The sequence below is a fragment of the Mycobacterium sp. genome (assembly GCF_052143115.1).
Classification (GTDB): Bacteria; Actinomycetota; Actinomycetes; order Mycobacteriales; family Mycobacteriaceae; genus Mycobacterium.
This window is the reverse complement of the sequence record NZ_JBKQTQ010000099.1, coordinates 1-2,827: the sequence shown is the minus strand read 5'-3', so window position 1 is coordinate 2,827 and position 2,827 is coordinate 1. Positions and strand designations below refer to the sequence as shown.

Sequence of the window (2,827 nt, the reverse complement as noted above, 5' to 3'; positions counted from 1 at the left end):
TGCCGTTAGTCCCACCGATGTGGTGCGCCAAACCCATCCGGGCCCCGCAACTTGGTTGGGGAATCGTAGTGGTCATGACTCCTTCCTCGTCGAAGCAGCCACCTGGCTTCGGGCTCGTGGGCTGGGCTGAAGCATCAGGTTCCGCCTCACCGTCATCCCCCAATCGGGCCGTTTGACCCGAGAATGTGCGCCTCAGTGCCCATCAGCGGTACCGGAGTTGGCGGCGTTCGCCACGGTCGACAGGACAAGTACCAGGTCAGTGCCTATCAGCCGGAAGTCCAAGCATGCGAGCAAGCCAGCATTCGGAGCCTGTGAGCGGTCAGACTGTCGGGTAGTTCGGCGAACGTCTCGGCGACTGCATGCTGGCACATGCGAGCGACAGCTATGACGCTTGACGTGTAGCCGATTTGGTGGGAAGGAAAGCAGGTCAGAGTTTGTAACCCTGACCTGCATTTCTCGGTGGAGCTGCCGGGAATCGAACCCGCTACAAAAAGTGGCGTGACCTGTGAAAACAGGGAATTTGACTACGCCAAACGACGCGAAAGACGTGAGGCGAACTGCGGATACATCGAAAGGTGTTGACGCCGTCAACACGGGTCCGGCAGTAAAGCGGGAACGTATACAACGATCGTGCGGACTGTGAAGGAGTCTGCGGGGTTGCTGTGAAAAATTGTCGCGCGCCTGCGGTCCGGTGTTTGCGTCGCAGCGGCGTTCACTACATGTCCTCCGTGCGTCAAGCTCCGCCGCGTCGGCCGGGTTCCGACTTTTCCAATCCAAACGGAAGTCACGCTATTGACCGATGTAGGCGTGGGCCAGAAGGCGTTAGGCGCTTCATCGGTGCCTTTGGTCCTTCGGATTGCATCTCTTCAGCCCTAACAATCACGGCCCCCCTGAGTGATCCTGACGGTGGGTACATAGCCGATCGGAAGCGAACTGAAATGTTGCAACCACCACGTCGCGCGATCTTGGTGGGCGTTGACGGCTCAGCAGCGGCACTGGGTGCCGTACGGTGGGCGGCCCATGATGCCGCCCTGCGGAATGTGCCGCTGACCCTGGTCCATGTCGTCAACGCCCCCGTACCGGGGTGGTCCCAGGTCCCCGCGCCGGCCGGCTTCAGGCAAGGGCAGGAGAAGCGGGCACGCGAATTCATCAAGTCAGCGATCAAGGTCGGCGAAGAGAGCACTGGTGAGCGCGGTCCAGTGCAAATCGATAGCAAGGTGTTTTATTCGGCCACCGTCTCGACGCTCGTCGGCCTTTCCAAAGAGGCGGAGATGGTCGTGGTGGGCTATCGGGGGCATGGCGGCGTGTTGGTCCGCAACTTCCTTGGCTCGGTGAGTTCGGGATTGGTCTACCATGCGCATTGCCCGGTCGCCGTGATCCACGACGAGGAACCGCTGGTCGCCAATGTCGCACGGGCGCCGGTGCTGGTGTGCATCGACGGCTCGCCGGCGTCGGAAGCAGCGACTGCGATTGCATTCGACGAAGCGTCACGACGAGGTGTCGGTTTAATGGCCCTGCACGCCTGGACTGATCTGCGGGTTTCCGACTTCCCGAACTTTAATTGGGACGCTCAGCTATCCGACGAGGAGGAGACGCTTGCTGAACGGCTAGCGGGTTGGCAGGAACGCTATCCCGACGTGCGGATCCATCGCAAAATCGAAGTTGGTGATGCGGCGAGTCCGCTGATCGAGGCGTCCAAACGGGCGCAACTGATTGTGGTCGGCAGCCACGGCCGCGGCGGGTTCGCTGGCATGTTGCTGGGCTCGGTCGGGGCGGCGGTGGTCAACAGGGCTAGGATCCCTGTGATCGTGGCGCGTCAGTCCTGACGGCGGCCGTTGTGGGTTGGCATTGTGCCAAGCAATGCCACGGGACCGACACTTCACCGCATTGCTGATGCGGATGTTGACGTGCGTAAGCACCGGCCAGGTGGGTCAGGAACATGAAACGGGCGCTGTTCACCCAGCACTCTGACCTACCGTTTTTGGTGGAGCTGCCGGGAATCGAACCCGTTCTTGACTTGCGGAAATGCGGTTTGACCTGCACATAAGCTACATGTGGTTCCCGTTGGTTACGCGAGATTCCTGGGGCTTCCGCCGGAGATGTTGGCGGCGCCAACACCCGGACCAGGCGGACGACCCGGGCCAAATTCGTTTGCGAGAAACGATTACGGTCGAAGGTATGAGCCCCCTGTCAGGATTGAACTGTTCTGACGCCCCAGCAGACGAGGCCGAAAAGCCGTCCTAGCAGCGGAAGTTCATCACCGCAGATCACTGGAGATATCTGTAACTGTGGGCAAATTGTGGGCAATATGTGGGCAGAGGCCCGGTTACACATACCGCCTCGACGGGCTAACGCAGTTCCCCGGCCCCTTGTTGGCTCGACACGCTAGCGCGTGCCAGACTTGTGCCGACACCACCGCAAGTGAGGCCGACACGCATATCGCAAACGGTCAACAACCAGACCGCCGCGATGGATGCCGCCGCGCGGGCAGCCTTGAATGGTTAGCGGGCACCCCAACAGAGATGCTCTGGTCAGCTGGGGCCGCACAGGACCCGACAGCGGTCGGCAACCTCGCTATCGTTCGGCTCCTGGCCATTAGGACTTTGGCCCCTACTCACGATTTCCCTGAGGGGGGACGATCAATCCCGGCTGACGGAAAAACGGAGGCAGAGAAATCACAAAGGAGTCATCATGCCTAACGTCGAGGCAACCAAGAAGGCGTATGCCGCGTTCTCTGCGGGCGACCTCGAAACGGTCCTGAGCATCTTGGACGACGACACCGAGTGGTTCTTGCCCGGTAACAGCACGATCAGCGGCACCTATCGCG

The 2,827-nt window shown here is 60.8% G+C and carries 1 protein-coding gene; it reads left to right on the top strand.

The genetic code is table 11. The annotated features are described in order from the left end of the window. Positions 1 to 938 precede the first annotated feature (938 nt). Positions 939 to 1,826: a universal stress protein gene (locus tag ACLQI9_RS10480; RefSeq protein ID WP_442391648.1), complete on the top strand. Its 888-nt coding sequence runs from the start codon at positions 939 to 941 to the stop codon at positions 1,824 to 1,826. The last annotated feature ends 1,001 nt before the right edge of the window (positions 1,827 to 2,827 follow it).